Genomic DNA, 25,135 nt, shown 5'->3' with positions numbered 1-25,135 from the left:
CGACCACGGTCCCTCCAGGGTCCGAAGCCTGCTGTGATCTGGCTCACACGCCGCACAAACAGGCCTCTGACCTGCGGAAACGCTGGAAGGATCACGCGACGGCGTCGCCCGGGGGCCTCGACCACCCGGGTCGGGACAATCAGTGCACAGCTTGTGGACAACTCTGTGGAAGCACAACCGGTCAGGGTCGCGCAGAACACACCTGACAGACCGGGACGGGCACGGATCCACGTGCCCGTGGGCGACACGACTGGCACGACGACATGGTGGAAGCGAAGGCGGTCCGGTGGACGACCAGCAGGTAGATCTCGGGACGGCGTGGCAGCAGATCGTCGCGGACCTCCAGCCCAACCAGCGTGCGTGGCTGCGCCCCAGCGTCCCGATGACCCTCCACGAGAACACAGCGATCATCGCAGTGCCCAACGACTTCACCCGCAACCAGCTCGAGGGCCGGCTCCGCAACCACATCGAGGACGCGCTGAGCGAGGGCTTCGGTCGCGAGATCCGCATGCTCGTCACGGTCAACCCTGCCCTGGAGGACGCCCAGCCCGCTCCGGTCGACGAATCGACAGATCGATCTGTCGCCATGTCGACAAATGACCAGCCGTCCTACGAGGCGTCGGTCCCGGACCAGCTGGACCACCTGGAGCCCACGCCGAGCACGGGCGAGCGTCGGCCGTCCGCGCTGGAGACGCGGCTGAACCCCAAGTACACCTTCGAGACGTTCGTGATCGGCTCGTCCAACCGGTTCCCTCACGCCGCCGCCGTGGCCGTCGCCGAGGCGCCCGGCAAGGCGTACAACCCGCTCCTGGTCTACGGCGAGTCCGGTCTCGGCAAGACCCATCTGCTGCACGCGATCGGCCACTACGTCCGCAGCCTCTACAGCAACGCCAAGGTGCGCTACGTCTCGTCGGAGGAGTTCACCAACGAGTTCATCAACGCGATCCGCGACGACCGCCAGGACCGGTTCAAGCGGCGTTACCGCGACGTCGACGTCCTGCTCATCGACGACATCCAGTTCCTCGAGGGCAAGACCCAGACGCAGGAGGAGTTCTTCCACACGTTCAACACCCTCCACAACGCCAACAAGCAGATCGTGCTCACCTCCGACCGCGCGCCCAAGCGGCTCGAGGCACTCGAGGACCGGCTGCGCAACCGGTTCGAGTGGGGCCTGATCACCGACGTCCAGCCCCCCGACCTCGAGACCCGCATCGCGATCCTGCGCAAGAAGGCCGCCATGGACCGGCTGACGGCGCCGCCGGACGTGCTGGAGTTCATCGCCTCCAAGATCCAGACCAACATCCGCGAGCTCGAGGGCGCGCTGATCCGGGTCACGGCCTTCGCCAACCTCAACCGCCAGGAGGTCGACATGACCTTGGCGGAGATCGTCCTCAAGGACCTGATCCCCGAGGGCGGCGAGCCGGAGATCACCCACGCGCTGATCATCGCGCAGACCGCGGCCTACTTCGGCGTCTCGCTCGAGGACCTCACCGGCCCCTCGCGGGGCCGCCACCTGGTGATGGCACGCCAGATCGGCATGTACCTCTGCCGGGAGCTGACCTCGATGTCGCTGCCACAGATCGGCCGCGAGTTCGGCGGCCGCGACCACACCACGGTGATGTACGCCGACCGCAAGATCCGCCAGCTGCTCGCCGAGCGTCGCGCCGTCTTCAACCAGGTCAGCGAGCTCACCAACCGGGTCAAGATGCAGGCGCGTCAGGCCTGAGCCGCTCGCGCCCGCTGGCCGTCGATCGCCGCGCGTTCGTGTGGAGAACATGTGATTCGGTACGGCGCTTCGTCCCCAGCCCCTGTGGACACCTCGGGACGAACGACAAGCGGAGGCGCGGCGTCCACACGGCCCCACGGGTTGACCAGCGCGCGTCCACACCCGTCATCCACACAGTTCCCGGCCGCTGACCTGCACGAACGTGAGTTCTCCACAGATTCCACCGACCCTATGACTGCTATGAACCTCAACACTGGTCCGATCTCCCACCAACGACTGACCGACCTCCCTCTGGGGAGAACCCTGCCGAAGCGTCACCGGCGCGTGGCAGGATGCACTTCCCACGCGTACGTGTGTGGTCCTTGTCTGCCTGAGCCCCTGCCCACCAGGTGCTCGCCCCACCCCTCGTCGAGGAGACCCTTGTGAAGTTCCGCGTCGAACGCGACGTCTTCGCCGATGCCGTTGCGTGGGCTGCCCGCAGCCTGCCCGTCCGCCCCAGCTCCCCGGTCCTGGCTGGCCTGCTGATCGAGGCGAGCGACGCCGGCCTGGTGCTCTCCACCTTCGACTACGAGACCTCGGCCCGCGCCACCCTGTCCGCGGAGGTCAACGACGAGGGTCGCGCCCTGGTCAGCGGCCGCCTGCTCGCCGACATCTGCCGCAGCCTCCCCGCCAAGCCCGTCGAGCTCACCCTCGAGGGCCCGCGTGTGTCGCTCACCTGCGGGTCGGCGCGCTTCAGCCTCCAGACCATGCCGGTCTCCGACTACCCCACGCTGCCGGAGATGCCGTCCGCCACCGGGACGGTCTCCAGCGCCGACTTCGCGCACGCCGTCGCCCAGGCGGTCACCGCTGCCGGCCGCGACGACATGCTGCCGGTCCTCACCGGCGTACGGATCGAGATCGACGGCTCGACGATGGCGCTGCTCGCCACCGACCGCTTCCGCCTCTCGCACCGCGAGCTGACCTGGAACCCGCAGTCCCCCGACGTGTCCGTCGCCGCGCTCGTGCCGGCCAAGGTCCTCGGCGACACGGCCAAGTCGCTCACCTCCGGGGCCGAGATCACGATCGCGCTGAGCACCAGCGGCACCGGCGAGGGCCTCATCGGCTTCGAGGGCACCGGCCTCGGTGGCGTACGCCGCACCACGACCCGCCTCCTCGACGGCGAGTTCCCCAAGGTCCGCTCGCTGTTCCCCGCCGAGCACCTGACGGTCGCGAAGGTCAACAAGGCCGAGCTGATCGAGACCGTCAAGCGCGTCGCGCTGGTCGCCGAGCGCAACACGGCCGTGCAGATGAAGTTCGGCGAGAACCAGATCGTGCTCGACGCCGGCTCCGGTGACGAGGCGATGGCCACCGAGGCCGTCGACGCCGACATCAACGGCGACGACCTGACGACCGGCTTCAACCCGCAGTTCCTGCTCGACGGCCTCACCGCCATCGACGGGGAGTTCGTCGACCTGGCCTTCACCCAGGCGACCAAGCCGGTCGTCATCTCCGGCACCGATGCCGCGGACGACGACGCCAGCTCCTTCCGCTACCTGCTGATGCCCCGCCGCCTCCTCTCGTAGGCCGACCACCGAGGGGTGGGGACTAGGCTCACCGCCATGGACATCGGACTCATCGGACTCGGCAAGATGGGCGGCAACATGCGCGAGCGCATGCGCCGTGCGGGACTCACGGTCGTGGGCTACGACCGCAACCCCGACGTCAGCGACGTCGACTCGCTCGCCGCGCTCGTCGAGGCCCTGCCCAGCCCGAAGGTCGTGTGGGTCATGGTGCCCGCCGGCGACCCGACCCGGGCGACCGTCAAGGAGCTCGCCGACCTCCTCGGCGAGGGCGACGTGGTCGTCGACGGCGGCAACTCGCGCTGGACCGACGACCTCGCCAACGCCGAGCTGCTCGCCGGCAAGGGCATCGGCTACGTCGACTGCGGGGTCTCCGGCGGCGTGTGGGGTCTGGAGAACGGCTACGCCCTGATGTACGGCGGCGACGCCGACGACATCGCCAAGGTGCAGCCGGCCTTCGACGCCCTGGCACCCGAGGGCGAGTTCGGCTCCGTCCACGCCGGCAAGGTCGGCGCCGGGCACTTCTCCAAGATGGTCCACAACGGCATCGAGTACGCGATCATGCAGTCCTACGCCGAGGGCTGGGAGCTGCTCGAGAAGGTCGACATGGTCGAGAACGTGACCGAGGTCTTCCGCTCGTGGCGCGAGGGCACCGTCATCAGGTCCTGGTTGCTCGACCTCATGGTCGCCGCGCTCGACGACGACCCCGGCCTGAGCAAGATCGCGGGCTACGCCGAGGACTCCGGCGAGGGTCGCTGGACCGTCGAGGCGGGCATCGAGCACGCCGTCGCGACCCCGGCGATCACCGCTGCGCTCTACGCCCGCTTCGTCTCGCGCCAGGACGACAGCCCGGCGATGCAGGCGGTCGCCGCGATGCGCAACCAGTTCGGCGGCCACGCGGTGCGCACCCCGGCCCCCAAGGGCGGCGACGTCGAGGACGGCGGCCCCGCCGACCAGACCGAGAGCTCCCAGAAGGCCGGCGCCGGCAGCGCCGAGGAGCCGGCCGAGAGCTGATGCACCCGTGCACGTCGCGCACCTGACCCTCCACGACTTCCGTTCCTACGGCGACATCGACGTCGCCCTGGAACCGGGGGCCACGGCCTTCATCGGCCGCAACGGCCAGGGCAAGACCAACCTCGTCGAGGCGATCGACTACCTCTCCAGGCTGTCCTCCCACCGCGTCGCGACCGACGCGCCGCTGGTGCGGGCGGGCGCTGACCAGGCGGTCGTGCGCGCGTCGGTGGTCAAGGAGGGGCGTACGGCCCTCCTCGAGGTCGAGCTGAACCCGGGCCGCGCCAACCGCGCCCGCATCAACCGGTCCCCGCTCCCCCGGCCGCGCGAGATCATCGGCCTCGTGCGCACGGTGGTCTTCGCGCCCGACGACCTCACCCTGGTCAAGGGCGACCCGTCGGACCGCAGGAAGTTCCTCGACGACCTGCTCATCCTGCGTACGCCGCGCCTCGCGGGCGTCCGGTCGGACTACGACCGGATCCTCAAGCAGCGCAACAGCCTGCTCAAGACCGCCGGGCTCGCCCGCGGCTCCTCGCGGGACGCCGCGATGTCGACGCTGGAGATCTGGGACGACAACCTCGCCCGCGTCGGCGCGGAGATCCTGGGGGCCCGGCTGCGGCTGGTCGACGACCTCCGGCCCTACCTCGGCAAGGCCTACGAGGCGGTGGCCCGCGGCGCGAGCCGCGACGACGCCGACCTCGAGTACAAGGCCAGCATCGACATCGAACGTCCGCTGGTTGAGCAGGGCGAGGGACGAGCCCGTGTCGAAACCGAGGCTCTGGATGATCCGGGTCTCGACACGGTTGCTGCGCAACCTGCTCAACCAGCGCTGCAGGGTGCCCTGCTCGAGGCGATCGCGGCACGTCGCAAGGAGGAGCTCGACCGCGGCATCTCCCTCGTCGGCCCGCACCGTGACGAGCTGTTGCTCACCCTCGGTGACCCGCAGCTGCGCCTCCCGGTCAAGGGGTACGCCTCCCACGGGGAGTCCTGGTCGTTCGCGCTCGCGATGCGGCTGGCGTCGTACGACCTGCTGCGCGCCGACGGCGACGACCCGATCCTCGTGCTGGACGACGTCTTCGCCGAGCTCGACGCCGAGCGCCGCAACCAGCTCGCCCAGCTCGTGGCCGGTGCCGAGCAGGTCCTCGTCACCGCGGCGGTCGCCGCGGACGTGCCGGCCTCGCTGCAGGGCGTGCGGTTCATCGTGGCCGACGGGACGGTGACCCGTGACGGATGAGGGGCAGGGGCCAGACGAGGCCACCCCCGCCGAGGCCACCCCCGACGCGGCAGCCGAGGAGCACCGCCCCGACGGCCTCGACCTCGCACGTGCGGCAGCCCGAGCAGCAGCGGCCAACCCGGGCGGGTCCCCCGCGCGGCGGCGTACGTCCTCCTCCTTCCGGAAGAGGACCAGGACCACGTCGTCCGGCGCCCGTCCCGACGACCGCGACCCCCAGCTGCTCGAGCAGGCGATGGGCCGGCTGATCGCCAACCACGGCTGGGAGGTCGACCTCCGCGTGCAGGGCGTCTTCGGCCGCTGGGCCGAGCTCGTCGGGTCCGAGGTCGCGGACCACTGCACGCCGGAGTCCTTCGACGACGGACGCCTCGTGGTCCGCACCGACTCCACGGCCTGGGCCACGCAGCTCAAGCTGCTCGCCCCGAGCATCGTGCGCCGGCTCAACGAGGACCTCGGGCACGGCACCGTGACCGTGATCGAGGTGCTCGGACCGCACCTGCCGAGCTGGACCAAGGGCCGGTTGTCGAGCCGCGACGGCCGCGGCCCGCGCGACACCTACGGCTGATCGCGCGAGAGCACCGTTCTGCCGATCTGGGAGCCGTACGACCACATGGGGCCCCACCGACCCCCCTGTTCGACCGGCTGAACGGCCCCCACGGGGCCGCTGAGGGCATTTTTCGCACCTATCCATCCCCAACCCGGGGTGGGTGCTTCGGTTCAGGGCTGCTGGCAGGTAATATGAGCGTACGAGTCGCACGTCGTGTTGCAGACGCAACCGCAGCGACTCGACTCATGTCGAACGCCCTCGGACGAGATCCGCGGCGACGAGCAGAAGGCTGTGCCTTGAGCGAACAGAATCACGAGTCCACCCCGGCCACCACCCCCGATTCTGACCCCACTCCACAGCCTTCCCCTCCCTCCGACGGGGCGCCCAGCGAGGCCGAGCGCGCCGAGGCCCTCGCCGCGGCCGTCGAGGACGCGGTCGAGGCCGTCGAGGAGAAGCGCTCCACCACCGCCGTCGACGGCAGCGTCGAGTACGACGCCTCCGCGATCCAGGTCCTCGAGGGCCTCGAGGCCGTCCGCAAGCGCCCGGGCATGTACATCGGCTCCACCGGCGAGCGCGGCCTGCACCACCTGATCTGGGAGATCGTGGACAACGGCGTCGACGAGGCGCTCGCCGGCTACGCCACCCGGATCGTGCTGACCCTTCAGTCCGACGGCGGCGTGCGGGTCGAGGACAACGGCCGCGGCATCCCCACCGACACCGCCCCGGGCCAGGAGATGCCGGCTCTCACGATGGCGCTGACCATGCTCCACGCCGGCGGCAAGTTCGGCGGCGGCGGCTACAAGGTCTCCGGCGGCCTCCACGGCGTCGGCGTGTCCGTGGTCAACGCGCTGTCCACCCGCCTCGTCGCCGAGGTCAAGAACCGCGGCCACCTGTGGCGCCAGAGCTTCCAGCTCGGCGTGCCCGACGCCGACCTCGCGCAGGTGCGCCCGATGGAGGACGGCGAGCAGACCGGCACGACGGTCACCTGGTACGCCTCGGAGGAGATCTTCGAGCACACCAACTACAACCTCGAGACCATCACCTCGCGGCTGCGCGAGATGGCGTTCCTCAACAAGGGCGTCGAGTTCGTCGTGCGCGACGAGCGCCCCGACGCCGAGTCGCGCGTCGACGCCGTCCAGGACGAGACGATCGACAACGAGATCGACAACGCGGGCCACGACGCGATCAAGCGCGCGGAGACCGGCGGCCTCGAGCAGGTCTTCAAGTACGACCGCGGTCTCGTCGACTACGTCGAGCACCTCAACCGCCGCAAGACCGTGGCCAACCCGAGCGTCATCGCCTTCGAGGCCGAGACCGCCGAGGGCGCCGCCGGGCAGCACATGAGCCTCGAGGTCGCGATGCAGTGGAACACCTCCTACACCGAGTCGGTCCACACCTTCGCCAACAACATCAACACCCACGAGGGCGGCACCCACGAGGAGGGCTTCCGCGCCGCGCTCACCTCCCTGGTCAACAACTGGGGAGAGGAGTGGGGACTGATCAAGAAGAAGGAGGACCGGGTCTCCGGCGACGACATCCGCGAGGGCCTGACCGCGATCATCTCGATCAAGCTCGGAGAGCCGCAGTTCGAGGGCCAGACCAAGACCAAGCTCGGCAACACCGAGGCCAAGGGCTTCACCCAGCGGATCATGAACGACCAGCTCGGCGCCTGGCTCGAGCAGAACCCCGCCGAGGGCCGCGACATCGTCCGCAAGTCGCAGGCCGCGGCCAGCGCCCGGATCGCCGCGCGCAAGGCCCGCGAGCTGGCCCGCAACCGCAAGGGACTCCTCGGTGGCGGCGGCCTCCCCGGCAAGCTCAGCGACTGCCAGTCGACCAACCCCGCCGAGTGCGAGGTCTTCATCGTCGAGGGCGACTCGGCCGGCGGCTCGGCCCGCCAGGGCCGCGACCCGCGCATCCAGGCGATCCTGCCGATCCGCGGCAAGATCCTCAACGTCGAGAAGGCCCGCATCGACAAGGTGCTCGCCAACTCCGAGGTCCAGGCGATCATCTCCGCGCTCGGCACCGGCATCCACGAGGAGTTCAACCTCGAGAAGCTGCGCTACCACAAGGTCGTGATGATGGCCGACGCCGACGTCGACGGCCACCACATCAACACCCTGCTGCTAACGCTGCTGTTCCGCTTCATGAAGCCGCTCATCGAGCACGGGTACGTCTACATGGCCCAGCCCCCGCTCTACCGCCTGCGCTGGAACAAGCCGGCCGACCACGAGTTCGTCTACTCCGACGCCGAGCGCGACGCACTGCTCGCCGACGGCCAGGCCCAGGGCAAGAAGCTGCCCAAGGAGAACCCGGTCCAGCGCTACAAGGGTCTCGGCGAGATGAACGCCGACGAGCTGTGGGAGACCACGATGGACCCCGACGCCCGCCTGATGAAGCAGGTCACGCTCGAGGACGCCGCCCAGGCCGACGAGATCTTCTCGATCCTCATGGGCGAGGACGTCGAGCAGCGCCGCTCCTTCATCCAGCGCAACGCCAAGGACGTCCGCTTCCTCGATATCTAGGTCGCTAGCCGCATCTACGACCAGACCTAGACATCGATAGAACGCAGGAGAAGAGACAGACATGACTGAGACCCCTACCGGCACCGGAGCAGGCGGCTTCGGGTTCGGCGACGACCGCATCCAGCCGATCGAGCTGCAGACGTTGATGCAGCAGTCCTACATCGACTACGCGATGACCGTCATCGTCGGCCGCGCGCTGCCCGACGTACGCGACGGGCTCAAGCCGGTGCACCGCCGCATCCTCTACGCGATGTACGACGGCGGCTACCGCCCCGACCGTGGCTTCTCGAAGTGCTCGCGCGTCGTCGGCGACGTGATGGGTCAGTACCACCCCCACGGCGACACCGCGATCTACGACACCATGGTCCGCCTCGCGCAGCCGTGGGTGCTGCGTGCGCCGCTGATCAACGGCCAGGGCAACTTCGGCTCACCGGGCAACGACTCCGCCGCCGCCATGCGATACACCGAGTGCCGCATGGCGCCGCTGGCGATGGAGATGGTGCGCGACATCGACGAGGACACCGTCGACTTCCGCCCCAACTACGACGGTCGGTCGCAGGAGCCGACCATCCTGCCGTCGCGGTTCCCCAACCTGCTGGTCAACGGCTCGGCCGGCATCGCGGTGGGCATGGCGACCAGCATCCCGCCGCACAACCTGCGCGAGGTCGCCGAGGGCGCCGTGTGGGCGCTCGAGCACCCCGACGCCACCAAGGAAGAGCTCCAGGACGCGCTGGTCGAGCGGATCAAGGGCCCCGACTTCCCCAACGGCGCCCTGATCGTCGGCCGCCAGGGCATCGAGCAGGCCTACCGCACCGGCCGCGGCTCGATCACCCAGCGTGCGGTCGTCGAGATCGACGAGGACGCCAAGGGCCGCGTCATGCTGGTCATCAGCGAGCTCCCCTACATGGTCAACCCCGACAACCTCGCGCTCAAGATCGCCGAGCTCGCCGACTCCGGCCGTATCCAGGGCATCGCCGACGTCCGCGACGACACCAGCTCGCGCACCGGCCAGCGGCTGGTCATCATCCTCAAGCGCGACGCCGTCGCCCGGGTGGTGCTCAACAACCTGTTCAAGCACACCGAGCTCCAGACCAACTTCTCGGCCAACATGCTGGCGCTGGTCGACGGGGTGCCGCGCACCCTGCCCATCGACCAGTTCATCTCGCACTGGGTGACCCACCAGATCGAGGTCATCCAGCGGCGTACGCGCTTCCGCCTCGCCGAGGCCGAGCGCCAGGCCCACATCTACCGCGGGCTCGCCAAGGCGCTCGACGCCCTCGACGAGGTCATCGCGCTGATCCGGCGCAGTCCCGACGTCGAGGAGGCCCGCACCGGCCTCATCGAGCTCCTGGACATCGACGAGGTCCAGGCCAACGCGATCCTCGAGATGCAGCTGCGTCGCCTCGCGGCCCTCGAGCGCCAGAAGATCATGGACCGCCTCGCCGAGCTCGAGCGCGTGATCGCCGACCTCGAGGACATCCTCGCCAACGAGGCCCGCCAGCGGCAGATCGTCGCCGACGAGCTCACCGAGATCGTCGAGAAGTACGGCAACGACCGGCGCTCGCAGATCATCGCCGCCGACGGCGACCTCTCGATGGAGGACCTGATCCCCGACGAGGACCTGGTCGTCTCCATCACCCGCGGCGGCTACGCCAAGCGCACCCGCGCCGACCAGTACCGCCTGCAGAAGCGCGGCGGGAAGGGCGTACGCGGCGCCACCCTGCGCGGTGACGACGTGGTCCAGCACTTCATCGCGACCACCAACCACCACTGGCTGCTGTTCTTCACCACGGCGGGTCGCGTCTACCGCACCAAGGCCTACAACCTGCCCGAGGCGGCGCGCGACGCGAAGGGCGGTCACGTCGCCGGCCTGCTGAGCTTCCAGCCCGACGAGGACATCGCCCAGGTCCTGGCGATCCGCGACTACGAGCAGGCCCCCTACCTCGTGCTCGCCACCCGCAACGGCCTGGTGAAGAAGACCAAGCTGGGCGACTACAACAGCCCGCGCCAGGCCGGCGTCATCGCGATCAACTTCCGCGAGGAGGACGACGAGCTGATCGGCGCCGAGCTGGTCAACGGCGACGACGACATCCTGCTCGTGTCCCGCAAGGGCCAGGCGATCCGCTTCCAGGCCAGCGACGACCAGCTGCGCCCGATGGGTCGCGCGACCGGCGGCGTACGCGGCATGAAGTTCAAGCACGACGACGACTCCGTGCTCTCCCTCTCGGTGATCCGCGCCGCGCAGGTCGCCGCCGAGGAGGCCGCCGAGGCACGCCTCGTCGAGGACGGCGAGGCGCCGGCCGACATCGCGCCCGGCGACCTGCCCGACGTGAAGGAGCAGTACGTCTTCACGATCACCGACGGCGGCTACGCCAAGCGCACGCGCATCACCGACTACCGCATCACCAACCGCGGCGGTGTCGGCATCCGCGCCGTCCGGCTCAGCAACGAGGACCGCGGCGGCCTGGTCGGCGCGTTCATCGTGGAGGAGGGCGACGAGGTGCTGTCGATCACCAGCGGCGGCCAGGTCGTGCGCAGCCCCATCGACGCCAACTTCCGGGCCACCGGTCGCGACAGCCAGGGCGTGAAGTTCGTGACGCCCAAGAAGGGCGACACGGTCGCGGTCGTGGCACGCTCGGTGGAGGCGCCCGATGAGGACGAGGAATCGCCGGTTGTCGACGACGGTGCAACAATCGACGGGAAGGACGCCCCTGCCGACACCACCGAGGAGTGAGTGATCCATGTCGGAACGCACCGCAGCTCCCCGTCGTACGTCCGGGGACGAGCCCGCCAAGCGGTCACTGACCGACCGCCTGCAGGACACGTTCTCCAGCGCCGCTGAGGAGCACCGCGCCAACGCCGCTCCCCGCGAGCCGAAGGGCAGCCGCGCCCGCCGTACGCCTGGCCGCCAGCCGCGTCGCGCCCGCCTCCGGCTGACCCGCATCGACCCGTGGTCGGTGATGAAGACGTCGTTCCTGCTCTCGGTCGCGTTCGGTGTCGTCACCTTCGTGGCGATCTTCATGGTGTGGTCGGTGCTGGGCGCAGCCGGCGTGTGGGAGTCGATCAACTCCGCCGTGGCGAGCATCGTCGAGGGCGACAGCGGCAACTCGACGTTCGACGTGACCGACTACGTCGGGATGTCGCGGGTGCTCGGCTTCACGCTCCTCGTCTCGGTGCTCGACGTCATCCTGATCACCGCGATCGCCACGCTGACGGCGTTCCTCTACAACCTCGCGGCCGCCCTGCTCGGCGGCATCGAGGTGACCCTCGCCGAGGACGAGAAGTGATCCTGGTGGTCGTTGGTTGAGGTGCGAGCGCAGCGAGCCTCGAAACCACTCCCCGATTGGCACCGCCTGACCGCGGTCAGGTAATCTTCGGCGTCGCCGCTTGCGGCGAGTGCGGGCCTATAGCTCAGACGGTTAGAGCGCTTCCCTGATAAGGAAGAGGTCACAGGTTCAAGTCCTGTTAGGCCCACTCCGGTTCTTCGTCCCACCTGTGCACAGCATCCGAGGAGAGTCCATGAAGAAGCTCCTGCTGGTCGTCCTCGCCGCCGCCGGCGCGGTGCTCGCGAAGAAGAAGCTGGACGAGGGCAAGAACGAGCAGGCCCTCTGGGCCGAGGCCACCGACACCGTCGAGAAGGCCTGACGCTCTTGTCCGCTGATCGAGGAGGTCGCGCAGCGACCGTCTCGAGACCATCACGGGGCCTTGGCGCAATTGGTAGCGCACCTGCTTTGCAAGCAGGGGGTTAGGGGTTCGAGTCCCCTAGGCTCCACTAGGGAAACCGCAGGGTCAGCCTGCGGTTTCTGTCACTTGTAGAGCGGCCTGGTTTGGTTCGGGAGCAGGCGCTAGGGGGACTGGTGGGGGAAGCGTCTTCAATTGATGGCTGCGCCGAAGCGGTAGATAGGACGCGCTGATGCTGACAGGAACCCGTTGGAATGCACCGCGGCCGACCCTTACACCTACCCGTTGCCCTGACTGGCCGGATGCGATAAGCAAGGATGTGCCCCATGCCGATCTCGGACGACGTGTGGAATGACCTGACCGACCTCGAGCCCGGTGAACTGAAGAATCTGGGGCCTCTCAAGGACCGCTGGGGCGACGAGGCGGTCTCCACGCTCCTGGCGTCAGGTCACCTCGTCGCCGACGGTGGCCGCGTGGCCCGCAGCACGGTCTCGGTCGATGCTGCGGCGCTCTGGGAGGTTCTACCCGACGACGGCGCCACAATGGGAAACCAAAAGGCTCGAACTGAGCTCGGCTGGAAGAGCGAGCGGCGTTACGACGCCGCCAAGGCCCTGCTACTCGCAACCGATGAGATCGCGGTGGGTCGTGGGCGCGGAGGATCGGTGCGACGGCGCGACAAGGATGAGGTATGGGTACCTGCCGGGCAACCGACTATGCCCAAACCCAATCCGCCGACGCCCGGCAAGCACATGGGCGCCACGACATCGAGTCAGACTGAGCGAAGCGAGCTGCACAAGGCGATCTGGAGGATCGCCAACGACCTGCGAGGGAGTGTCGACGGCTGGGACTTCAAGAGCTACGTGCTCGGCATGCTGTTCTACCGATTCATCTCGGAGAACCTGACCTACTACCTCAACGAGGCGGAGCGAAGCGCCGGCAACACCGACTTTGACTACCTCCGGCTGTCGAACGCGGAGGCGGAGTTCGGCCGGGAGGAGACGGTGAAGGAGAAGGGCTTCTACATCCTTCCTCAAGACCTCTTCGCCAATGTCCGAGCCAAGGCTCGCGACAACGCGAACCTCAACGAGACGCTGTCCAAGGCTTTCACCAGCATCGAGGCCTCCGCGATCGGAGCGGAGTCCGAGGACGACATCAAGGGCCTCTTCGACGACCTCGACGTAAACAGCTACAAGCTGGGACCGACCGTTGCCAAGCGCAACGAGAAGCTCGTCAAGCTGCTCGACGCCATCGGCGACCTAAACTTCGGCAACGGCGGCTTCACCGAGAACACCATCGACGCGTTCGGCGACGCGTACGAATACCTCATGGGGATGTACGCCTCCAGCGCCGGCAAGTCCGGCGGTGAGTACTACACGCCCCAGGAAGTCTCCGAGCTCTTGGCTCGGATCACGGTGGTCGGCAAGATCGAGGTGAACAAGGTCTATGACCCTGCCTGCGGCTCCGGATCCCTGCTGCTCAAGTTCGCCAAGGTGCTCCCCGGTGGGGTGCGGCAGGGGTTCTTCGGTCAGGAAATCAACCTGACCACCTACAACCTGTGTCGGATCAACATGTTCCTACACGACGTGAATTTCGAGCACTTCGACATCGCCCACGGCGACACGCTGATCGACCCGGCTCACTGGGACAACGAGCCGTTCGAGGCGATCGTGTCCAACCCGCCCTACTCCACCAAGTGGGAGGGTGACGCGAACCCGCTGCTGATAAACGACCCGCGTTATGCCCCGGCGGGCGTGCTGGCGCCCAAGAGCAAGGCGGACCTCGCCTTCACGATGCACATGCTGTCGTGGTTGGCCGTGAACGGCACCGCGGCGATCGTCGAGTTCCCGGGCGTGCTCTACCGTGGTGGGGCGGAGCAGAAGATCCGCCAGTACCTCGTCGACAACAACTTCGTCGACACCGTCATCCAGCTGCCGCCAGATCTCTTCTTCGGTACGACGATTGCGACCTGCATCATCGTGCTAAAGAAGTCCAAGGCCGACAACAAGACGCTGTTCATCGACGCGTCGGCTGAGTTCGTCCGCCAAGGAAACAAGAACAAGCTCACCGCCGAGCATCAGCAGAAGATCCTCGACGCGTTCACAGCTCGCGAGGACATCGCGCACTTCGCCACGCTTGTTGACAACGCCGATATCGCGGCCAACAACTACAACATCGCCGTGAGCTCGTACGTCGAGGCCGAGGACACCAGCGTCGCCGTCGACATCGTCGAGCTCAACGCCGAGATCGCCCGCATCGTTGCACGCCAAGCCGAGCTGCGCACCGAGATCGACGCCATCATCGCCGACCTCGACGTGGGAGGTGGGTCTGTCCGACTAACGGTGTAAGCAGCGGTTCCATTGTTAGAGGTTCTCCGGGGCCGGCATCCGATCGGCGAAGGTGATGGCGAAGGCGTTGAGTGCTGGCTTCCACCTCATCGTCCATCGTGTCTGACCGGTGCCCTTGGGGTCCAGCGACCTGGTGACCATGTAGAGGCACTTCATCGCTGCCTGCTCGGTCGGGAAGTGGCCCCGCACCGTGACCGCGCGACGGTAGCGGGCGTTCAACGACTCGATCGCGTTGGTCGAGCACAGCACCTTGCGGATCTCGGCGTCGTAGTCGAGGAACGGGGTGAACTGCTCCCACGCCGATCGCCACAGGCCACTGATCGCGGGGTAGGGCTTGCCCCACTTCTCGTCGAACTCCTCGAACGCCCGCCAGGCCGCCTCCCGGGTCGGGGCACCGTAGATCGGCTTCAGATCGGTGGCGATCTGTCCCCAGTACTTCTTCGAGGCGTAGCGGAAGGTGTTGCGGATCAGGTGGATCACGCACGTCTGCACAACGGCTTGGCCGTACACCGCTCCGACGGAGTCGGGCAGGCCCTTGAGGCCGTCGCAGATGACGAAGAAGATGTCCTCCACGCCGCGGTTCTTCAGCTCGGTCAGGACCTGAAGCCAGAACTTCGCTGACTCCCCGCCACCGGTGCCGGCCCAGATGCCGAGGATGTCCTTGTGGCCGGCGAGGTCGACACCGATCGCGGCGTAGATCGGACGGTTCCCGACCTGGCCGTCGCGGATCTTGACGTAGATCGCGTCGATGAACACCGCGGCATAGACCTTCTCCAGGGGCCGCGAGGTCCACTCGGCCATCTCGGCCACGACCTTGTCGGTGATCCTCGAGATTGTGTCCTTCGACAGCGAGGCCCCGTAGATCTCGGCGAAGTGAGCGCTGATCTCACCGGTCGTGAGGCCCTTGGCTGCCAGCGACAACACGATCGTGTCGACATCACCGAGGCGTCGTTGGCGCTTGGCCACGATCACCGGGCTGAAGGTGCCATCGCGATCACGCGGGACGGTGATCTTGATCGGTCCGACGTTGTCGGTCAGCACCGTCTTGGTCCGAACCCCGTTGCGGGAGTTCCCGCTGTTGCGGCCGGCGGCCTCGTGCTTGCCATAGCCCAGGTGCTCAGACATCTCCTCGTCCAGCGCCGTCTCGATCACGGTCTTGGTCAGGGCCTTCAACATGCCATCCGGGCCGGTCAACGCGACCCCACGAGACCGCGCCGTGCGGACCAGCTCGCGGGCGATCTCGAGCTCCTCAGCAGATGGCTGAGCAGACCCCTCGAAGCCAGGGTCACCTTCCTGCGCAACGTCCGGCGGTGACACCGCCACATCCTCGGGTGGGCTCACAGAACTCAGTGTTTCGGTCATCGTGACTCCATCTCGCCAACCAGCTGGTCAGCGTGTCGAGCCACTTACACCGTTGTTCGGACAGTCCCTGGGAGGTGAACGATGAGCCACATCGACGAGCTGTTGGCGGACTACTGCGCCGACGGCGTGCCGTACCTCGCGCTGGGCGACGCTGCGAGCGTCAGTGTTGGAACGCGGCCGGGACCGGACTTGCTGGGCGGCACGACCCATCGACTGTGGAACGGCGGGACGCAGCCGTCTGGCATGGTCGATGCCGCCAATACCGATGGTGACACTGTCACGATCCCGTCGCGAGGGAGCGTGGGCGTTGTGGGTTACCAAGCAGAGCCCTTTTGGTGCGGACCACTCTGTTACAGGATCCGGAGCGCCCGCCCCGATCTGCTGACGCGGTTCCTCTACTTCTTCCTGAAGGCGAATCAGGACGCAGTGGTCGCCCTGCAGCAAACCGGCAGCATCCCCGCACTGAACAAGAAGGAGCTCGTCCGTCTTCGGGTTCCTCTGCCGCCGATGGCCGTACAGCGAGAACTGGTGCGGATCCTCGACGTCTTTACCGACCTCAACATCGCCCTGCGGGACGAGCACCAGGCACGGCTCCAGCAGTACGCCTACTACCGCGACTCGCTGCTTGCGTTCTCCGAGCCGGGGTCGATCGCGCGGGAAACCCTGGACAAGCTCGGATCCCTCTACAGCGGTCTCACGGGCAAGGCTAAGGCCGACTTTCAGGACGGCAACGCTCGCTTCGTGACCTATGTCAACGTCTTTAACAACCTGGCAACCGACGTTGCGCCTGCGACGCTTGTGAAGGTGGGAGCGAACGAGCGTCAGAACCGCGTGCGCTTCGGGGACGTGCTCTTCACGGCGTCCTCCGAGAGCGCTAAAGAGGTCGGGATGGCATCCGCCGTCACGACCGATCCGATCGAGCCGCTGTACCTCAACAGCTTCTGTTTCGGTTTCCGCCCTAACGATTCGGGCGAGTTGAACCCTGAGTTCACCAAACATCTGTTCCGCAGCGCCCCGATCAGGAGCCAGATCATCAAGACTGCGAACGGCGTCACGCGAATCAATATCTCCAAAGAACGCTTCCGGAAAATCGAGATCCCGATTCCCGCGCCAGATGAGCAAGTTCGACTGGCCGCGCTGCTCGATCGGTTTGAAGCGCTCACGAACGACCCCTCTATGGGCCTTCCCGCGGAGATCAGGGTTCGGCAGGCGCAGTATGAGTACTACCGCGACATGCTGGTGACGTTCGAGGAGCTTGCGGCATGAGCTTCGAGGAACTCGGGGAGCCCGGGACGGCAACGCAGTTCGAGACCATCTCGGTCAGCGACGAGAGCACCGTCGTTTCGGAGTGGGTTTCGACAGGCTCAACCAACGGACCCGGCGGCTCGGCCAACGAGGCGACCTACCAGTCCGAAGCTGAGCTGGAGGCGGCTCTCATCAAGCAGCTCGAGGGCCAGGCGTACGAGCGGCTCACGATCACCAGCAGCGTGGCTCTGGTCGCGAACCTGCGCACGCAGCTCGAAGTGCTGAACAAGTTTGAGTTCACCGACGCGGAGTGGAAGGGGTTCTTCGAGATCATCGCCGGCGCGAACGAGGGCATCGTAGAGAAGACCGCCCGAATCCAGGAGGACCATGTCCAGGTCCTCAAACGCGACGATGGAACCAGCAAGAACGTCTACCTGATCGACAAGCAGAACATCCACAACAACCGGCTCCAGGTGATCAACCAGTACGAGGTCGCCGGCGCCTACAAGAACCGCTACGACGTCACAATCCTCGTGAACGGACTGCCGATGGTCCACGTCGAGCTCAAGCGGCGGGGCGTGGACATCCGCGAGGCGTTCAACCAGATCAACCGTTACCAGCGCGACAGCTTTTGGGCAGACTCCGGGCTCTTCAACTACGTCCAGCTCTTCGTCATCAGCAACGGTACGCTCACGAAGTACTACTCGAACACCACCGCTGCTGCCGCGCATGCGGAGCTCAGTGGCGCCAAGCCGGCGAAGCGGCGAACATCGAACTCGTTCGAGTTCACCTCGTGGTGGGCTGACGAGTCCAACAAGCCGATCACCGGGTTGACCGGCTTCACCGCCACCTTCTTCGCCAAGCACACCCTGCTGAACCTACTGACGAAGTACTGCGTCTTCGACGTCGACCGCAAGCTCTTGGTGATGCGGCCGTACCAGATCGTCGCGGCGGAGAAGATCCTGCAGCGGATCGAGACCTCCACCAACTACAAGAAGACAGGCTCGCTGGCAGCCGGCGGCTACGTCTGGCACACCACGGGCTCCGGTAAGACGCTCACCAGCTTCAAGGCGGCTCAGCTGGCATCGAAGCTGCCGCACGTCGACAAGGTGATGTTCGTCGTCGACCGCAAGGACCTCGACTACCAGACGATGCGGGAGTACAACCGCTTCGAGAAGGACTCGGTCAACGGCTCCAAGAACACTGCCGAGCTCAAGCGGCAGCTTGAGAAGTCGTCAGCACGGATCGTGGTCACGACGATCCAGAAGCTCGTCCGTTTCATCGAGGCCAACAAGGGCCACGAGATCTACGGCGGGCACATTGTGCTGATCTTCGACGAGTGCCACCGCAGCCAGTTCGGCGACATGCACACCGCGATCACCAAGGCGTTCAAGAACTACCATCTGTTCGGCTTTACCGGCACGCCGATCTTCGCGGAGAACGCGGGCACGTCGGGCAACGTCAACCTACGCACGACCGAGCAGGCGTTCGGCGAGCGCTTGCACACCTACACGATCGTCCACGCGATCAACGACAAGAACGTCCTGCCCTTCCGAATCGACTACGTCAACACCATCAAGGTGCCCGACGGACTCACCGACAAGCAGGTCGCCGCGATCGACACGGAGAGGGCGCTGCTGGCACCCGAGCGGCTCAGCCAGGTCGTGTCCTACATCAGGGAGCACTTCGACCAGAAGACCAGGCGCAACTCGACGTACACACTGGGGGAGAAGCGGGTCGCGGGCTTCAATTCGATCTTCGCCACGGCCTCAATAACGGCGGCCAAGCTCTACTACGAGGAGTTCCGCAAGCAACAAGTTGAGCTGCCAGCTGCACAGCGGCTAAAGGTCGGCCTCATCTACAGCTTTGCCGTCAACGAAGCCGAGGACGACAGCAGTGGGTTCCTGGGAGAGGAGGACTTCGAGACGGGGGCCCTCGACGGGAGCTCGCGGGACTTCCTCGAGTCGGCGATCAAGGACTACAACGGCACCTTCGGCACCTCCTTCGGCACCTCGGCCGACAAGTTCCAGAACTACTACAAGGACCTCTCGCTGCGGCTCAAGAACCGCGAGCTCGACATGGTCATCGTGGTCAACATGTTCTTGACCGGGTTCGACGCGACCACGCTGAACACGCTGTGGGTCGACAAGAACCTGCGCTCGCACGGGCTCATCCAGGCCTACTCGCGGACCAACCGCATCCTGAACTCAGTCAAGACCTACGGCACGATCGTCTCCTTCCGCGATCTGGAGGAGGCCACCAACGACGCTCTCACACTCTTCGGCAACAAGGACGCTCGCGGCGTCGTCATTCTCAAGCCTTACGACGAGTACTACGGCGAGTACGAGAAGCAGGTTGGCGAGCTGCTGCGGCGCTTCCCGCTTGATGACGCACCGTACGTCGGCGAGGCCAACCAGAAGGCCTTCATTGCGCTCTTCAGCGCGATCCTGCGACTGCGCAACATCCTGACGTCATTCGACGAGTTCGCCGGTCACGAGCTGATCAACCCGCGCGACTTCCAGGACTTCCAGAGCGTCTACCTCAACCTCTACGCCGACTGGCGGGGTTCCAGGGGAGCCGAGAGGGAGTCCATTAACGACGATGTCGTCTTCGAGATCGAGCTGATCAAGCAGGTCGAGGTCAACGTCGACTACATCCTCACCCTCGTGCAGGCGTTCCGCGACGCGATCGGAAATTCCGACAAAGAGTTGGACGCCCTCATGACGATCCAGCGGGCCGTAGACTCGAGCCCGAGCCTGCGGAACAAGAAGGACCTAATTCTGCAGTTCGTCGATTCGGTCTCTGTCACAGGCAACACGGGCGAGGACTGGAAGATATTCGTCAACGCCAAACGCGACGCGGATCTCGACACCCTCATCGCGGACGAGGCCCTCAAGGCAGACGAGACCAAGACCTTCGTCGCCAACGCCTTCCGCGACGGCGCGGTCCCGACGGCCGGCACTGCGATCACCCGGATCCTTCCGCCTGCGTCTAGGTTCGCGCCGGGCGGCGAGCACGGGGTTAAGAAGCAGCGGGTGCTCGACAGGCTCGAGGAGTTCTTCGACCGCTACTTCGGGCTTACGTGACGATCTGGGTGTCCTTGTATGCCGTCGAGTGGGTCGCCAGCGATGACTCCAGAGCATTCAGCCAACAAACCAGACGCCCAACCTGACCTCACGTCTGTCGCCGAACGGGTCTTGCCGTCTCGCCTTGACGGGCCGTGACGAGTTCCGGAAGACGGCACTCCAAAGCGCGATTCGAAGCCCAGCATTCGGCGCCAGCATTCGGCGGCACGCATGCTACGAAGGTCCGTAGAAGGCCCGTCCCCCCGGGGACGGGCCAGCGTCATTTCAGGGGTCTTTGACGAGACGTGACGGGCGGTGACGAGCACATCATGCACGGTGGAGTGAAGTTCTACCGCGGCTCCGCAGCCGCCGCCCGCTCCTACGTCGAGGCCGACCACTCCCGCGCCGACGACTACTACCTGGCCGAGGGGAGCGGCGTCGCCGAGCACTACGCCGTGGTCGTCAGCGACGACGGTGTCGCCGCCGAACGGCGGCCCGACCTCGACGGCCCGGCGTACGAGCGCTGGGTCGCCGGCTACGACGTCACCACCGGTCAGGCGAAGGGACGACTGCGCGACGACGACCACGCGCTGCGGTTCGTCGAGGTGGTCGTCAACGGTCCCAAGACCTGGTCGCTCGTGGCTGCGCTCCACCCCGACGTCGCAGCTGCTTATGAGGCCGCGCAGACGCGCGCGGCAGGGGAGATCATCGACTGGGTCGCACAGCACGCGACCACGCGCGTGGGACCGCGCGGCCGACAGGTCCAGGTGCCCGTCGAGAAGATCGAGGCTGCCGTCGTACGGCACTACACCTCGCGTGCCGGTGACCCGCACCGTCACCTTCACCTCCAGATCAACGCGCGTGTGTTCGCCTCCGGTGCGTGGCGTGGCCTCCACTCGGTCGGCGTCGTCGACTCCATCGAGGCGATCAACGGGATCGGTCACGCCGCCGTCATGTGCGACCCGGAGTTCCGCGACGTGCTCGCCTCGCACGGCTACACACTCGACGACTCCGGCGAGATCAAGGAGCTCGCGTCGTACGTCGGGCGGTTCAGTCAGCGCGCGTCGCAGATCATGCGCAACGTCGACCGTTACGAGGCCGAGTGGCGAGCCGACAATCCCGGCGACGAACCGGGACCGACGCTGCGACGAGCATGGGACCGACGAGCGTGGGCGGACGCGCGACCCGACAAGGTCATGCCGGCCCACGGCGCCGACCTGGTCACCCGATGGAACAACGAGCTGCACGACCTCGGCGTCCGACCGCCGATCGAGGCGGTCCAGGTCGACTCAACCTCCATCGGTCGGCTGCGCCGCGACGCCGCCGTCGACCTCGTTCTCACCCGCCTCGGAACGAGACGCTCGGCGTGGAACGCGGCGGACATCCGTGGCGAGGCCGAGAAGATCATCGCTGCGGTCGGCATCGTCGCTGGACCCGCCGCACGCGCGGAACTGGCCGAGGACCTCACCGCGCGTGCGCTGCGCGAGTGCCGATCACTGCGCGAACGCAGCGACGTACCCGACCACATCCGGAACCTCACCTCCGATCGAGTCCTCGCCGTCGAGGCAGAGCTGATCGACAGCCTCGCCGCGCGTTCGATGGCACCGGTCGAGCACGCCGCCCGCGTCCACGGGACCGACCACCTCGACGTCGACCAGCGGAAGGTCGTCGCCGCCCTGGCCGGCGAGGCCGGTCTGCTCGTCATCGAAGGTGCCGCCGGCAGCGGCAAGACCACGACGCTGGCCGCCGCGCGCGACGTACTCGACGCCCACGACCGACGACTCATCGTCCTCACCCCCACCCTCAAGGCCGCGCAGGCAGCCCGGCAACAGGTCGGCACCGACGCGTTCTCGGCAGCGTGGCTCATCCACCAGCACGGGTTCCGGTGGGACGAGGACGGCCACTGGTCGCAGGTCGACGCCAGTCCCGACGCCCGCGCACGGCTGCTGCCCGGCGACGTACTCCTGGTCGACGAGGCCGGCATGCTCGACCAGGACACCGCCCGCGCGCTGTTCGCGATCGCCGACCGAGCCCACGCGACCATCGCGCTGCTCGGTGACCGCCACCAGCTGCCCGCCGTCGGCCGTGGCGGGGTCCTCGACCTCGCCGCACGGTGGGTACGGCCCGAGGCCCACCTCGAGCTCGAGGCGGTGCACCGCTTCGGCGACCCGGCGTACGCCGACGTCAGCCTGCTCATGCGCGGAGGTGAGCGTCCCGGTGAGGTCTTCGACGCCCTTGCTGCGCGCGGCGAGATCGTCGTCCACACCAGCGAGGTCGAGCGCGCCGACGCACTCGCCGCCATCGGCGCAGCCGGTGACGAGCTGATCGTCGCCGACACCCGCGAGCTGGTCGGATCCATCAACGCAGCCATCGGCGACCGCCGCCACGACACTGGTGAGCGAGAAGGTGAGCCCGTCACCCGCCGTGGTGAACGGATCGGCCTCGGTGATCGCGTCGCCACGCGCCGCAACGACCGCGACCTCGGCGTCGCCAACCGCGACGTCTGGACCGTTGCCGGCATCGGAGGCGACGGAAGCCTCATTGTCACCGGCCGCGCCGGCCAACGCGAGCTGCCCGCCGACTACGTCAACCGACACGTCGAGCTCGCCTTCGCCTCGACCGCGTACGGCGCCCAGGGGGAGACAGTCCACTCCGCCCACCTCGTCGTCGGCGAGGCGACCGGCGCAGCAGCTGCGTACGTCGGCATGACCCGCGGCCGCCATCGCAACGTCGCTCACCTGGTCGCCGACTCGGTCGACGACGCACGCCAGCAATGGATCGAGGTCTTCAGCCGCGACCGCGCCGACCTCGGCCCCGGCCACGCCGCGACCCGGGTCGATGAGGACATCGAGCGGTACGGCGCACAGGCGCCGCGACGCTCGGCATCGCTGCAGGCCGCCGCCCTGGCCGAGCGTCGGCGGCGACCGGAGGAGCTGCCGCCGGTCGCACCGCGTCCGGTCGGACCGGGAATCGGCTTCTGACAGTTCTCGTCGGATGTGATCGCTCGGAGGGTGATCCGGGACGTAGGTGACTGAGAGAACCCGACGGCTGCCGTCCGATCCGAGGCGACGGCTGTTGTTTCTCCGGGCATGAGCGCAACCCGGCGCTCCGATGACCGAGGAGTCACGATGACCATCGCACCGATCAGCGTTCCCGACGACTGGGACGACAACGGCATCCTCCTGTTCGAGGAGTCCTGCGCCTTCATCCGCACGCCGCCCCGGACCGTCCGCGAATGGCGCCGCCTCAAGCGCGGGCCGCGCTGGTGGCGCTTCAACGGCAACGGCCGCCTCTACACGACTGTCGCCGAGCTCCGCCGCTCCCTCAAGGCCGGTGAGTGAGGTGGCCGCGACCGCCGGACTGCCCGACGAGCGACCCCGGTGGCTGAGCATCACCGGCGCCGCGGTCTGGGTGAGCCTGTCCGCCAAGACCATCCGCCGCAAGATCGCCGCCGGTGAACTGCGCGCCTACCGCTGCGGCAAGACGATCCGAATCAAGACCGACGACCTGGAGGCGATGATGCGTCCCGTGCCGTCCGCGAAGGACTGGTGACCTGCGGCCAGGTCAGTAGACCCCGGATGCGGCGCGCAATGGCGGCGCAACGACACTTCACTCGCTCCATGCCCGGTGGAGGGCCCTTGGCAACCCCCATACACCGCGTTCTGTGAGCCGGTCATCCTCGTCCAGCACGCCGAGGTCCTGCCATAGCGGTGTCAGGTGGAGCAGGGCCATCTCGAGCACGCCCAGGTGACCTTCGCGGTCTTCGATCTCTCCCTCCATGTCATCTAGCAGGTCGACGTCCGTCTGCACGCGTCGAGGATCTAGGACAGCGCCTGGCCCACGGCGTACGGCGCCGAGCGCCAGTCCGAGCCAGTCGGCATGTTGGAGCGCCATCACCGCCGACACCGCCTCGACCTCATGCTCCTCGGGCTCCTCAGAAGGCGAGATGGTCTCGGCGAGGTGGCCGACCCAGCGGGCGTCGTCGTCAGCAAGGCTGTCGCGAACGCCGGGCACTCGCTCGGCAAGATATTCGGCTGCGGCGCGATCCACGGCCTCCCACTCATCAAGGAAGGCATCGAGCTCGGCTTCGGAGACGTTCCAAGCGTCAGACATGAATCCAACGTTAGATCGACGCACGGGCCATGTCGTGCCGTCGCAAGTCCGACACTCCCGGTCCCACGCCACTTGGCGGCATGACGCTCGCCGCCTTGCGGCCACAGGACAGCCGCTTCGCGGCGGTGTGACGTGGCCGTTTCGCGGCGCTATGACGCACTCAGGGAAGCGAGTGGATTGGCGCATGAGCGTGCGTTTCAGCGGGCATCAAACCGGGTGTCGTGCGCTTTGATTTCCGATGCGCCACTCGCCGTCGTCGGTCCGCAGGACAAGGACGGGACGCGTGCCGAAGAGTCCTCGACTCTTCTCGACGCGACCGCCGCCAGCGAGGTATTCGACGGCTGCCCGAGCGAGTTTCGCCAAGGAGTCGCGCACGTCGTCCTCATCAGTGGTCGTGGTGATGAACACGCTGCACCGGGGCTCCTCGAAGCGGGCTTCCTGCCACTCCGGCGAGGTGAGCAGATGACTCACGAGCCCGGTGGCACCACGAAGACGCACCTGAGCAGACCAACTCCGCTCGGGTGTCTCCCACTTGACCTGCGCCGCACCCCCCACAGCGTCGTTGACCACTTGCTCCAGCAGGCCACGGTCTCGCTCCAGGGACATGAGCCGAGCATGCCAGCCGTGTAGCGCCAGCGTCCGGACATCGGACCCGGACGTTCCCGACAGGCGGCGAAAGGACGTGGGTTCAGGACCGCACGAAACGAGGGCAGCCGCGGGTCGAGTCC

Annotated in this window: 18 protein-coding genes and 2 tRNA genes; 17 read left to right on the top strand and 3 right to left on the bottom strand. The window is 67.1% G+C overall.

The features are described from left to right. The first annotated feature begins 250 nt into the window (after positions 1 to 250). From dnaA to EXE59_RS04000, 12 genes are all read left to right on the top strand, one after another. Positions 251 to 1,726: a chromosomal replication initiator protein DnaA gene (gene dnaA, locus EXE59_RS04050; protein ID WP_168218657.1), complete on the top strand. Its 1,476-nt coding sequence runs from the start codon at positions 251 to 253 to the stop codon at positions 1,724 to 1,726. 422 nt (positions 1,727 to 2,148) lie between these two features. Continuing rightward, positions 2,149 to 3,288, top strand: a complete 1,140-nt coding sequence (gene dnaN, locus EXE59_RS04045) for a DNA polymerase III subunit beta (RefSeq protein WP_135837747.1) — start codon at positions 2,149 to 2,151, stop codon at positions 3,286 to 3,288. Positions 3,289 to 3,303: 15 nt separating this feature from the next. Then, positions 3,304 to 4,299: a phosphogluconate dehydrogenase (NAD(+)-dependent, decarboxylating) gene (gnd, locus tag EXE59_RS04040; RefSeq protein ID WP_281280286.1), complete on the top strand. Its 996-nt coding sequence runs from the start codon at positions 3,304 to 3,306 to the stop codon at positions 4,297 to 4,299. 7 nt (positions 4,300 to 4,306) lie between these two features. Further along, complete coding sequence (recF, locus tag EXE59_RS04035) at positions 4,307 to 5,530, top strand: DNA replication/repair protein RecF (RefSeq protein ID WP_135837745.1); 1,224 nt, start codon at positions 4,307 to 4,309, stop codon at positions 5,528 to 5,530. Then, complete coding sequence (locus EXE59_RS04030) at positions 5,520 to 6,092, top strand: DciA family protein (RefSeq protein ID WP_135837744.1); 573 nt, start codon at positions 5,520 to 5,522, stop codon at positions 6,090 to 6,092. The genes recF and EXE59_RS04030 overlap by 11 nt, the downstream gene beginning before the upstream one ends. Before the next feature lie 278 nt (positions 6,093 to 6,370). After that, complete coding sequence (gyrB, locus tag EXE59_RS04025; protein WP_135837743.1) at positions 6,371 to 8,596, top strand: DNA topoisomerase (ATP-hydrolyzing) subunit B; 2,226 nt, start codon at positions 6,371 to 6,373, stop codon at positions 8,594 to 8,596. A 61-nt stretch (positions 8,597 to 8,657) separates the two neighbouring features. Then, positions 8,658 to 11,330 carry a DNA gyrase subunit A gene (gene gyrA / locus EXE59_RS04020; protein ID WP_135837742.1) on the top strand — a complete coding sequence of 891 codons (2,673 nt, stop codon included), beginning with the start codon at positions 8,658 to 8,660 and terminating at the stop codon, positions 11,328 to 11,330. Positions 11,331 to 11,337: 7 nt separating this feature from the next. Beyond that, positions 11,338 to 11,883 (top strand): DUF3566 domain-containing protein, encoded by a 546-nt coding sequence (locus tag EXE59_RS04015; protein ID WP_135837741.1) that lies wholly within the window; start codon positions 11,338 to 11,340, stop codon positions 11,881 to 11,883. Positions 11,884 to 11,996: 113 nt separating this feature from the next. Continuing rightward, positions 11,997 to 12,070: transfer RNA gene (locus EXE59_RS04010), tRNA-Ile, on the top strand. Positions 12,071 to 12,115: 45 nt separating this feature from the next. Then, on the top strand, positions 12,116 to 12,241 hold the full coding sequence (locus tag EXE59_RS24095) for a DLW-39 family protein (protein WP_210428882.1): 126 nt from the start codon (positions 12,116 to 12,118) through the stop codon (positions 12,239 to 12,241). 54 nt (positions 12,242 to 12,295) lie between these two features. Next, positions 12,296 to 12,368, top strand: a tRNA-Ala gene (locus EXE59_RS04005). A 658-nt stretch (positions 12,369 to 13,026) separates the two neighbouring features. After that, a complete protein-coding gene (locus tag EXE59_RS04000) occupies positions 13,027 to 14,622 on the top strand; it encodes a type I restriction-modification system subunit M (protein ID WP_135841103.1) in 1,596 nt (531 codons plus the stop codon). Positions 14,623 to 14,637: 15 nt separating this feature from the next. Here EXE59_RS04000 and EXE59_RS03995 read toward each other — a convergent pair whose 3' ends face one another. After that, positions 14,638 to 15,984 (bottom strand): IS256 family transposase, encoded by a 1,347-nt coding sequence (locus EXE59_RS03995; RefSeq protein ID WP_425464498.1) that lies wholly within the window; start codon positions 15,982 to 15,984, stop codon positions 14,638 to 14,640. Between the two features lie 81 nt (positions 15,985 to 16,065). Between EXE59_RS03995 and EXE59_RS03990 the strand changes: the two genes are divergently transcribed. The 5 genes from EXE59_RS03990 (at position 16,066) to EXE59_RS03970 (ending at position 23,846) form a co-directional block, all read left to right on the top strand. Further along, positions 16,066 to 17,250 (top strand): restriction endonuclease subunit S, encoded by a 1,185-nt coding sequence (locus tag EXE59_RS03990; RefSeq protein ID WP_135837740.1) that lies wholly within the window; start codon positions 16,066 to 16,068, stop codon positions 17,248 to 17,250. After that, positions 17,247 to 20,315: a type I restriction endonuclease subunit R gene (locus EXE59_RS03985; RefSeq protein WP_135837739.1), complete on the top strand. Its 3,069-nt coding sequence runs from the start codon at positions 17,247 to 17,249 to the stop codon at positions 20,313 to 20,315. The genes EXE59_RS03990 and EXE59_RS03985 overlap by 4 nt, the downstream gene beginning before the upstream one ends. Positions 20,316 to 20,623: 308 nt before the next feature. Beyond that, positions 20,624 to 23,275, top strand: a complete 2,652-nt coding sequence (gene mobF, locus EXE59_RS03980; protein ID WP_135837738.1) for a MobF family relaxase — start codon at positions 20,624 to 20,626, stop codon at positions 23,273 to 23,275. A 147-nt stretch (positions 23,276 to 23,422) separates the two neighbouring features. Then, on the top strand, positions 23,423 to 23,635 hold the full coding sequence (locus tag EXE59_RS03975) for a DNA-binding protein (RefSeq protein WP_135837737.1): 213 nt from the start codon (positions 23,423 to 23,425) through the stop codon (positions 23,633 to 23,635). Position 23,636: 1 nt separating this feature from the next. After that, complete coding sequence (locus tag EXE59_RS03970) at positions 23,637 to 23,846, top strand: excisionase family DNA-binding protein (protein ID WP_246056481.1); 210 nt, start codon at positions 23,637 to 23,639, stop codon at positions 23,844 to 23,846. 57 nt (positions 23,847 to 23,903) lie between these two features. Here EXE59_RS03970 and EXE59_RS03965 read toward each other — a convergent pair whose 3' ends face one another. Both EXE59_RS03965 and EXE59_RS03960 read right to left on the bottom strand, forming a co-directional pair. Then, entirely contained in the window at positions 23,904 to 24,407 is a 504-nt protein-coding gene (locus EXE59_RS03965) for a hypothetical protein (protein WP_135837736.1), read from the bottom strand. Positions 24,408 to 24,614: 207 nt separating this feature from the next. Next, the gene (locus tag EXE59_RS03960) at positions 24,615 to 25,013 is read right to left on the bottom strand and encodes a hypothetical protein (protein WP_135837735.1); all 399 of its coding nucleotides are present in this window, start codon (positions 25,011 to 25,013) and stop codon (positions 24,615 to 24,617) included. Positions 25,014 to 25,135 lie beyond the last annotated feature (122 nt).

It is taken from the genome of Nocardioides eburneiflavus (genome assembly GCF_004785795.1).
Classification (GTDB): Bacteria; Actinomycetota; Actinomycetes; order Propionibacteriales; family Nocardioidaceae; genus Nocardioides; species Nocardioides eburneiflavus.
Note: the sequence above shows the minus strand (reverse complement) of the source record. Positions and strands in the feature narration are given on the sequence as shown.

What these genes read in the sequence shown, in the direction of transcription:
- gyrA (WP_135837742.1), top strand. Translation starts at nt 8,658, where the DNA reads ATGACTGAGACCCCTACCGGCACCGGAGCAGGCGGCTTCGGGTTCGGC.
- EXE59_RS04015 (WP_135837741.1), top strand. Translation starts at nt 11,338, where the DNA reads ATGTCGGAACGCACCGCAGCTCCCCGTCGTACGTCCGGGGACGAGCCC.
- EXE59_RS24095 (WP_210428882.1), top strand. Translation starts at nt 12,116, where the DNA reads ATGAAGAAGCTCCTGCTGGTCGTCCTCGCCGCCGCCGGCGCGGTGCTC.
- EXE59_RS04000 (WP_135841103.1), top strand. Translation starts at nt 13,027, where the DNA reads ATGGGCGCCACGACATCGAGTCAGACTGAGCGAAGCGAGCTGCACAAG.
- EXE59_RS03995 (WP_425464498.1), bottom strand. Translation starts at nt 15,984, where the DNA reads ATGACCGAAACACTGAGTTCTGTGAGCCCACCCGAGGATGTGGCGGTG.
- EXE59_RS03990 (WP_135837740.1), top strand. Translation starts at nt 16,066, where the DNA reads ATGAGCCACATCGACGAGCTGTTGGCGGACTACTGCGCCGACGGCGTG.
- EXE59_RS03985 (WP_135837739.1), top strand. Translation starts at nt 17,247, where the DNA reads ATGAGCTTCGAGGAACTCGGGGAGCCCGGGACGGCAACGCAGTTCGAG.
- mobF (WP_135837738.1), top strand. Translation starts at nt 20,624, where the DNA reads ATGCACGGTGGAGTGAAGTTCTACCGCGGCTCCGCAGCCGCCGCCCGC.
- EXE59_RS03975 (WP_135837737.1), top strand. Translation starts at nt 23,423, where the DNA reads ATGACCATCGCACCGATCAGCGTTCCCGACGACTGGGACGACAACGGC.
- EXE59_RS03965 (WP_135837736.1), bottom strand. Translation starts at nt 24,407, where the DNA reads ATGTCTGACGCTTGGAACGTCTCCGAAGCCGAGCTCGATGCCTTCCTT.
- EXE59_RS03960 (WP_135837735.1), bottom strand. Translation starts at nt 25,013, where the DNA reads ATGTCCCTGGAGCGAGACCGTGGCCTGCTGGAGCAAGTGGTCAACGAC.